The organism is Bacillus sp. AF62 (assembly GCF_050312695.1).
Lineage (GTDB): Bacteria > Bacillota > Bacilli > Bacillales > Bacillaceae_G > Bacillus_A > Bacillus_A cereus.
This window is the reverse complement of the sequence record NZ_JBNPJZ010000117.1, coordinates 26,523-35,772: the sequence shown is the minus strand read 5'-3', so window position 1 is coordinate 35,772 and position 9,250 is coordinate 26,523. Positions and strand designations below refer to the sequence as shown.

The following is a 9,250-nucleotide window of genomic DNA, read 5'->3' as shown; positions in this document are numbered from 1 at the left end:
CATATAAAACGAGTAGGAAAGATGCAATCCGTTGAAGTTGAGAAATAAATGTATAAAAAAGTCGAGAATACTAAAAAACAGTATGGATATACCCCATACTGTACAAAAATAACGAATCTACCTTTTTCTATTCTATTGTGACAAGCCCCTGATACCTGCCTGGTCGATTGTCATAACTATATACATATAAATAATATTTTCCGGGTTGTGCCGTATACGTTTCAAATAATTGTTGTCCTTGAAACTTGGCATACGCTACTGGATTTTTCAAGTTTTTTTCGTGGTATAGGACCCAATTCATTTGAATCTGATGTTGATTGATTACCTCAATAGCCAATTTGTTTGGGGATTGCACATTTAATTGATACATATCTAAGGAATTATTTGCATCAAAGTGACCTATAAAATTTGTTCGAAAAGGTAGTGGAGTTGCCTCCTGAATGGATTCATTTGGTTCCTTGGATTCCACTATATTATTTGCAATACCTTGAAAAACAATCTCACATTCTATTTGATTATTGGTATTGACTCGGTAATTTGTAAAATAGGCGGTCATTGTTTTATAGCCATTCCAAGGTTTCGCCGATAACTGCTCTAGTATTGTATCTAATACCGTATTTAGATTTCTCCAATCGGACTCGGCACCTGCTGTTTTCATTCCTGTGTACGTACCTTGTAAGGTAAACGTATGAAAGAAGTCAGATGTTTGCTCTGTCATATTCGCATTTTGAAGCGGTATAATTTTGGTAATTTCTTTTTGTACATCTGCCAAAGGCTTCGCTGTGGGCTGTTGTAAATATTCATCTGAAACAGCTGAATCGGTATATTCATTCTGATGATCAATTAACAGCTGCATATAGTTTTGATACGCCACATTGAGTGTTACATCCTTACTGACTGTTGTACGATATTGATCATATTGTATCACTTGATTATTTTTTATGATATGGTGCAATTGAGAAAATAAATCCCACTGATTTTGATACAAATAAGACTGTAAGGCAAACGCATAATTATAGAATTCCCAATTGCCATATGTGGCATATAAGGTCTGCTGTAAGGTGTATCGATTCAAAGGATTCACGGCCAATTGTTGTACGATTGTTTTTCTGGGTACAACTTGATGGGTACGGGTAGATCCAGCAAAAAATTCTGCACCACCTTCTTCGAACCAAGTTAAACGCTCATTTTCATAGAGCTTCCCTTCACCAAATAACCCTGGAACAAGATAACGCCCTTGGAGATAGTGTGTATACTCATGACGAAATAACTCTTCTAAACTATAGATACTATCCTGTGGTGTTCGCTCATACGTAAAGAAGGTTCCATCTTGTTCAATATACATTCCACCATTATTCGTATCATACCCATATAATAAACGATTCAACCGATATTCTTCAGGATTATTATAAATCACCATAGTCAAAATATCATCGCGATGCCCTTGTTCTAATGGTGTATCGGAACCAACTACACGATAAAATTGGGCTTGGACTTCTTTAGATGCCCAATAGAGTCTTTGGGCTTTCTCCGTTGTTACTTGTTGGCCCGTTCGAATAATCATAGATCCGTTATCAAATGTGTAAGCTTTCGGTATATATTTTTTCTTACCTGCTTCTTGAATTTGCTTGTATGAAATCAGATTTCCTTTATAATCTTTTCCATTATATCTTTCGTCAATTTGCTGAGCGGCAGTTAGATACGCTTCACTTAAATAAGGATACACTTGTAAGGCATTCGTAATCATTTGTAACCCTTTTTGTGCCGTGGTATGAAAATCACCTATTCTACTTGTATAATAAATTCCATTATTAATAATCCATCCCGTGTCGGCATTGACTTGACCGTATAATGCCATTTTTCCAATCTCATCGATAAAGGTGTTTATCTTCCCATACCAAGGTGATTGGTTAGGTGATGTACCAGTTTGGTACAAATACATTTGAAGATCATAGTCAATGCCACTTAAGAGACTGTATACCGCTGTTCCTTTTGAATATTCTTTCGCGTACGTTTGTAAATTTTGATTAAATTGATTTAAAATTGGAACCGCTAACGATACAATTTCTGGATTACTCGAGGCATTTCCAATTAAATTTCCATAAGCTTTCACAACTCGATCTTGTTCTATTGTTCCAAGTCGAAAAGCTGGATTGTTTGCGATTGCTTGTAAAGCAGGTAAGCAGGTATCATGAAACGTACGCTCATTGAGATAAGCAAGCTCTTTATAGTAATAGCCTAAATAGAATCCGGAGCGCAATACTTCCACGAACGTCTCTATTCCATTTGAATTGGTTGTGGTATACGTCGCGCCTCTTTTTGCTAATGCTTGAATTAAAAATTGCACACGATTTTGATCTTGATAGAATGCGAGAGAGTCTGCATTAAATTGAAATAAATCCGTAATGTCACTCCAACGTATGGTCGAAAGTACTTGTACGAGATTTTCATAGCTAAGTGCTTGTAATTGTGCCATTGTATATACTTGTTGAGTGGCTGATGTAGCAGCGAACGTTGCAAAGTTTAGTTTCTCATCAGGTGGTTGAATGGATCGGTCGATTTGAAAGGGTGTAGGGAACAAATGTGAAGTATACAGATATGGTTTCTGGAAAGGGTGTTGTGCCATGTATTGCCGTTTTATTTTCGATGAATTTACATGGAAACCATAGGGGCTCGGATTAGGTGGTGGTACCAATGCATTCCCCAGCATACCTTGCGCTACGCTACTAACCGGCCTAGATATAATTAGTTTGCTAGAAATTTGTATAGAACTTGCCTGTACAACATGTACGGAACCTAACAGGGTACAACACAACAACATGATTATAATCTTACTTATACGTTTCATCCAATTCCTCCAGTTCAAAAATCAAAAAATTCTAGTTGACTGTCACATGAGGGTTCAGATTTTTTCATAGAGTATGGAAACCAAATCATTCGACTATGGAAATGCTTCATGAAAAACACAGATGGTTTTCATAAACATCCCTCCCTTCTTCTTTTTTGTCTTGTTGGGATTACAACAATAGGCATCTAACTTGTATGATCTTTTTGCTTATCGTTTATTGTTTTAAAATCATCCCAACAGTATTTATATATGGCAAATCATTTTTTTAACCTTTACTAGTATATTGAGAAATATAAAGTGATGAAAATAAGACGCGATTTTGCAGGGGGGAATTTGCTTTCAAATTGAAACCGATTGAGAAGTATATTTTATTCAAATTGCTGGATATTGTATGCGATAGAAACATCTATGATAGAATATATATGGGATGGGGTAATTCTATATGTAATCATATGTTAGTGAACTACTCGCCACTTAGCAAAGCTTGAAGTGGGAGCTTCTCAGTTCCACGACGGAAGCAACCTTTCGTCTCCTTGAGCGTTACTTCGGGGTGTTCCCCCCCTAGATGTCCAACACTTGGACGCTCTCTTGGTACGGTTGATATTTTACGCAGGAACCGAATGGCTTGTTGTTCGCACTCTATTTTCTTCCTGCAACCTCATATATCAAGTTATCAAAGAGCTTCATATAGCTAGTTTATCAAAAGTGTTTGGCTATGCCAAACCGAAATTCATCTCCCACCTACCGTTGGGCTAGCGCCCTTCACACGCTTGAGGTAGGAGAATTCTTTCGGTAAATTCGTTAAACAATATCATTGAGCAAGATCATCGATTTATCAAAAAACGGATTCGGAATATGCTGAGATTGAAATCTTTGCAAACAGCTACAAAAATAATCGCTGGAATAGAAGCTATGCATATAATCAAAAAAGGACAAACCCTCCAAGGGGAGAAGTCTGTCCAAAAGCAAATGTATCTTATCAATGAAATCTTTGGTTTAACAGCATAAATTTCAATTCCGTTAGGAATCGTTCGTTCATTTTTCATAAACCCACTATTTTTGCACCAGAGCCGTCATTTCTTATACAATGCCTTTCAGCATATATCTCCAATATAGAAAAGGAAGTGCATATCTCTTTAACAAGAACATACTATATCTTTCTTTCGATTGATCAAACGGAAATGTTTCTTGTTCTTCCTGATGATAATCAAATTCTGCTAAAATCAAACTTTTATATCCCGTGACAATGGGGCAAGATGTATAGCCATCGTATGTCGCTTGTACCTCCTGTCCCTGTAAAAATGCCAACAGGTTTTCTCTTACAACAGGGATTTGTTTTCGAATAGCCGCCCCCGTTTTAGAAGTTGGCAAATTGGTGCAATCTCCGATTCCAAATATGTTGGGGTACCGTACATGCTGCAGTGTATAAGGGTTTACATCTACCCATCCCTCTTCGTCTCCTAGTAAACTATTCTTGATCATATCAGGTGGTCCCATAGGCGGGACAACATGTAAGAGATGATAAGGTATGCTTTCTCTGTTACCTGTTTGTAGATCTTCAAAAATCGCTTCTTTTTTTTCAACGTTAATTTCTACTAAATTCTGATGAAAGTTCGTTATAATTTGTTTCCTCTGAATCACCTTTTCTAAAGAGGAAGCATAGCGAGGTACATGAAAAATATGCGGATTTGCTGTTTGAAACATAATCTTACTTTTTTCCCGGACATCTTGTTGACAAAAATATTCTTCAGCTAAATACATAATTTTTTGGGGTGCACCGCCACACTTGATAGGGGTATTCGGATGTGTAAAGATGGCGTTTCCTCCTTTAAATTGTTGGATTTCTCTCCAGGTTGCATCCGTATAGTCATACGAATAATTACTACAAACACCATTTTGTCCAATCGATTCTTTCAATCCTTTAATGTGATCCCAATGAATTTGAATACCCGCAGCTACAATTAAAATTTCATAGGCAATAATAGTTCCATCCTCTAGCAGCAACCTGTTTTCTACAGGACTTATTTCCGCAACTTTCCTTTGTATCCAATGTACGCCTTCTGGAATGAGGTCAGATTGCTTTTTCATCGTTGCTTCTTTTTTGACAATCCCAGCTCCCGCAAAGGTCCATAGTGGTTGGAAATAATGTGTTTGAGCAGAGTCTATGATGGCTACCTGTTCTTTTAATACAGGGGCATGACGGAGTAAATGAGCAGCCAAGGAAATCCCAGCTGTACCAGCTCCGATAACAACAATTTTATATGCTTGTTTCATGTTTATTCACGTCTCCCAAAAGTTTATTCAAACGTATGTTTTCTGCTCTACTGTAATTGAAAAACAACACTCACAGGATTATGATCACTATGTGTAAACTGTAAATCGTGTCCCTTGACTTGAAGGATTTCCACATTAGGTGAGACTAAAAATCCATCAATAATGGTCACAAAACTTTTTCCTTTTATGTATGCCTTACGATTATCGCGTATCGTATACACAGAAGAATCTACAGCCCATTGAAAGCCTCCTTCTGTAAAATCTTGGGGCAAACGTACTAACCATTTGGGCCAGGCATCTAAAAATGCGGGGTCTTGTAACTGAATATCCGACAGTAGCTGATTCTAGTTGCCACCTACAATCACATAATCTCCCTTCTGATACTGTGTATGCATATATTGTTTTACGTATTGCAGTTGTTGTTTGCGGATACTTCCACCTGCATCATATGCCGATACATGTAGATTTACGATTCGTAAATTCTTTCCATTTTCAACCGGGATAATGTGTTCTACCATCGCACGATCTAAATCAAAGAGTTGTTTGGGCCAAGGTTCTCTCCCTGGTAATTGAAAACGAGTTGTCTGTTGTATGAAGTAGGTAGAAAAAGTAGCCAGTCCTAATTCCACATATCCCATGGATTCCTATAATTATAACCGAATGTAGAAGCGTGGTAGGATAACTCCTGTTGAAAAAATTGATATTCATTTCGATCAAAAGAACGGAATGCTGTAACAAGACAAAATCTGCATGGTCTTCTTTTAAAAAGGACGACATGTGTTGTAAATTCTGTTTGTTTTTTTCTTTACTACGAGAACGTGAGCCCGTTCCTCCGTCTATGAAGAAATCTTGTTTTGCATCTAATCCTGCGTAACCAATGTTACAGGTAGTGATATTAAGTTAATAAAATAGACACAGATAAATTTAATGACGCAGCCTTCGGATCGTACGTACGTTCTTTTTCTATGATCCTAGACAATTCTGCCAGGTCTCCCCATTATATATCGGATATACGGGAAGTATTTTGAGAAATATCGCGAAACGGCTAGAATAAAAGGGTTTTCTCTTTTAGAGACCGAATATCATCAAGAATTATATGTACAAGGAGGTGAGAAGATGTAATTTTCATTTGAAAGTGTATGTAAAGATAAAAAGCATGAGGGGGTATTTATTTGAAATATTGTAAAAGACTACTGCAATCCTTTCTTTTACTGTTCTTATTTTTCATTTTTTATAACGCACATTCTGTATCTGCAGAAACATATCCAAATTACGGAAAGGTATTTCCACCAAAAGAAACATTCCGTCCAGGGGATTGGTTTGTGGGGGCAACACCTGCACAGGTAGATCCTACTAAATCACCAATTGTATTTGTGCAAGGAAAAAATGGAAAAGCAAATGATTGGTATGGAGATACTTACTATCATGGAAAAAATACGATGTATGACCTTGCTTACGATGCTGGCTATCAAACTACTTTTGTACAACTGTACGATGCGGCGGGAACAGGGTCGGTAAGTCCTTGGACAAATGGGAAACTATTAGCTGCAAAATTAGAAGCCATTTCGCAACATTTCGGGAAAAAAGTCAACATCATCGCGCATAGCAAAGGGGGCATTGATACACAAGCGGCTCTTGTACAATATGGGGCGCATCGTTTTGTTGATAAGGTCATCACACTTGGGTCCCCTCATTATGGGACACATCTAGCAGATTTATCCTATAGTTGGTGGGCGGGATGGCTGGCCTCTTTACTAGGGCAACAAGATGAAGGAACGTATGCGTTACAAACCGGAGAAATGGCACGTTTTCGCTCGATTATTGATACGAATCCTGCCACAAAATCCAATCAGTATTACACGATAGCAGGAACCAGTTGGGGGCCCACTTTTTCTGCTTTATCTATGGGAGGATTGTATTTGTCACCATATGGAAATAACGATGGACTTGTCAGTGAATGGAGTACCACTTTGCCGTACGGTGCCCACCTTTTTTCTGATGTTACATTAGATCATGATTCGATTCGAACGGGAAGTGCCGTCTTTTCTCGCATAGAACCTTACTTACGAACGAAAAAAATGGGGCCAGCATGGTCACCGTATGCCGCGCCTTCTAAGAATGAGCCCTATACGGAGTTAGGACCGACAGAAAACCAAACGGTTTTAGGCGGAGAACTGATCCCACATCAAGAAAACCGCGCTGTGTTTTCTGTGGATACATTGACATCAGGAACTGTATCGGTTTTAACTGCGAGTAAACAAGTAGAGATACAACTTATTTCGCCATCAGGGAAGGTTTACACCGAACAGGATGCGGTAGTAACAACGGGTGATGATACCTTTTTTAAAGGGGCCTTTATTCATACATTTCAAATAAAAAGTATGGAAGTGGGAGACTGGAAGATACGTATGAATACGGAAAGGAAAGATGCTTATTTAGCGATGGTACAGTATCAACAAGAAGCACCTTTCCATTTGAAAATACCGGCTAAACTGAAAGCAAATCAAGCAAAATTACAAATCCAATCTGCTGATAAAAATCCAGTTGAAGCGGAGGATGTCTCTATGACGGTTCGAATTGTCGATCAGAAAGGTACACTGATTTCACAATCTGATGGCGTTCAGCAAGTAGATGCACATACGCTATCTACCACGTTACAGCATATAGAGCAATCAGGTGTATACAATTTTACCATTGATGTGAAAGGGAAAAATAAAGCGGGGCATCCATACACACGTACGATTATACGTTCTATATATATTGAGAAGTAATATATATTAAAGTTCTATAAACAGACAAAGGTGCCCCTAGGAGCACCTTTGTCTGTTTGTTACTTATATTCATTCTCAATCTTATTATATGATTCATATAACTGTTTCTGTATTAGGATTGTCCATACCCATGTATGTTCTAATAAGAAAAGTATACCAATAGTGATGGACCTTGTAGGATTTGAACCTACGACCGGACGGTTATGAGCCGTCTGCTCTGACCAACTGAGCTAAAGGTCCCTAGAAAAGCATATGGATAAGGAGCATATATGTATTACATGATATTTTTCTTAGTCCTCATCATTTTTTGAAAAAGAAAAACACTCTCATGAGTGTCTTCCTTTAGCTTGATAACCACTTTAATTTTAATAACATCTCTTGATATACTGACAAATATACATAAAAACCCTATCTAGATTTATTCTATCATATGTACCCAACATTTTTGTTGAGAAAATAATCGCGCACACTATGATTTCACATATACACAGCCTATATATGTGATTGGTGGAGGAACATACTGTGAATTATTCAGGTAACATTTCAAAAGTGACAAACTCTTCAAGATATTGTAACGTATCTTGGAATTCATTTTTAGCAAAGGATGCACAGCGCCCTCTCACTTGTACCACTTCACCTTGTTCATATTGAGGTTCAAGATATGTGATTACAAATATATCTACATTACGATCTGGAAAACAGTAAAAAATCACTTTTTTCCGGACCAAGCTAATGGATAAATGTTTTTTATTTTTTTCCTTGTGGCTTCATCTCCAAGATGCGGTGCAGTATCTATGGTTTGTCCTACAAAATCAGTTCTTTGTTGATGAACAGTTTGTAATAATGCCTGATTCACATCAGTAAAAACATAGTCCCCTTCGTCTTGTTTGAACATAAAATACATACGTGAGTGATGTTTCTCATAGTCTTGCAGCAACTCTTCTAATAATGAACATAAGACCATTTTCATCTCTTTTTAATCCCTTCTGTGAGAATGATAGAATATAGGTTTATTTTAATTCAAATGTTGAGAAAAAACAAATTAAATATTCTGAATTTTATTTTTTTCATTACCCTCGAATATCTACTGGTCTGTAATTACATTGCTCCTAAAAAGTTTATCCCTTCGGAATATGCATGATTTTACACATTCATTTTAAGCACCATGCACCCTATATGTAATAAAAAGTTGTTACATATAGATTACAAGACATCTTTATTTCTCAATCATTTAGCTATAAGGACAATATGTTTTTTCTAATATAATAAACTTGGTTCATTTCATACAAATTATAAATAACGGGGTTTTTTATAAAAACATCTAAACAAACTCTGTGTTATTCTCAAGCAAATTACA

At 37.1% G+C, this 9,250-nt stretch carries 5 protein-coding genes, 1 tRNA gene and 2 pseudogenes; 2 read left to right on the top strand and 6 right to left on the bottom strand.

The genetic code is table 11. The features are described from left to right. Positions 1-127 precede the first annotated feature (127 nt). A complete protein-coding gene (locus tag ACQRBL_RS28595) occupies positions 128-2,848 on the bottom strand; it encodes a collagenase (RefSeq protein ID WP_411996432.1) in 2,721 nt (906 codons plus the stop codon). Positions 2,849-3,649: 801 nt separating this feature from the next. Between ACQRBL_RS28595 and ACQRBL_RS28590 the strand changes: the two are divergent. Further along, positions 3,650-3,856 (top strand): annotated as a pseudogene (locus ACQRBL_RS28590) (DDE-type integrase/transposase/recombinase); the annotation flags it as partial. A 72-nt stretch (positions 3,857-3,928) separates the two neighbouring features. On the opposite strand, the gene ACQRBL_RS28585 reads toward ACQRBL_RS28590, so the two are convergent. Both ACQRBL_RS28585 and ACQRBL_RS28580 read right to left on the bottom strand, forming a co-directional pair. Further along, positions 3,929-5,128 (bottom strand): NAD(P)/FAD-dependent oxidoreductase, encoded by a 1,200-nt coding sequence (locus tag ACQRBL_RS28585; RefSeq protein WP_148315227.1) that lies wholly within the window; start codon positions 5,126-5,128, stop codon positions 3,929-3,931. Between the two features lie 41 nt (positions 5,129-5,169). After that, positions 5,170-6,016 (bottom strand): annotated as a pseudogene (locus ACQRBL_RS28580) (endonuclease/exonuclease/phosphatase family protein); the annotation flags it as partial. A gap of 278 nt (positions 6,017-6,294) precedes the next feature. On the opposite strand from ACQRBL_RS28580, the gene ACQRBL_RS28575 reads away from it, so the two are divergent. After that, the gene (locus tag ACQRBL_RS28575) at positions 6,295-7,893 is read left to right on the top strand and encodes an esterase/lipase family protein (RefSeq protein WP_411996433.1); all 1,599 of its coding nucleotides are present in this window, start codon (positions 6,295-6,297) and stop codon (positions 7,891-7,893) included. A 166-nt stretch (positions 7,894-8,059) separates the two neighbouring features. Here the strand turns inward: ACQRBL_RS28575 and ACQRBL_RS28570 are convergent. The 3 genes from ACQRBL_RS28570 to ACQRBL_RS28560 form a co-directional block, all read right to left on the bottom strand. Beyond that, positions 8,060-8,133: transfer RNA gene (locus ACQRBL_RS28570), tRNA-Ile, on the bottom strand. 287 nt (positions 8,134-8,420) lie between these two features. After that, a complete protein-coding gene (locus ACQRBL_RS28565; protein WP_411996434.1) occupies positions 8,421-8,606 on the bottom strand; it encodes a hypothetical protein in 186 nt (61 codons plus the stop codon). Further along, positions 8,603-8,863 carry a hypothetical protein gene (locus tag ACQRBL_RS28560; RefSeq protein ID WP_411996435.1) on the bottom strand — a complete coding sequence of 87 codons (261 nt, stop codon included), beginning with the start codon at positions 8,861-8,863 and terminating at the stop codon, positions 8,603-8,605. Before ACQRBL_RS28560 ends, ACQRBL_RS28565 begins: the two co-directional genes overlap by 4 nt. Positions 8,864-9,250 lie beyond the last annotated feature (387 nt).